Annotated in this window: 1 pseudogene; it reads left to right on the top strand. The window is 61.8% G+C overall.

What is annotated here, in order from left to right:
* Positions 1 to 217 (top strand): annotated as a pseudogene (locus tag AC3A4Z_RS22665) (HNH endonuclease signature motif containing protein); the annotation flags it as partial.

The raw sequence follows: 217 nt of genomic DNA on the forward strand, positions 1-217 counted from the left end.
TACTCGCCCTATTCGACATCACGGACGAACCGGCAAACCTGGACGGCTACGGTCCGATCCCCGCCTCCATGGCCCGCAAACTCCTCGCCAACGGTGCCAACTCCTTCTACCGCGTCCTCGTCGACCCCCGCGACGGGGCCCCACTGGAAATCGGCCGCACCAACTACCGCCTCACCAAACCCATGAAAAAAGCACTGCAACTCAGGGACGGAAAATG

Source organism: Arthrobacter sp. Soil_C_49 (assembly GCF_057656635.1).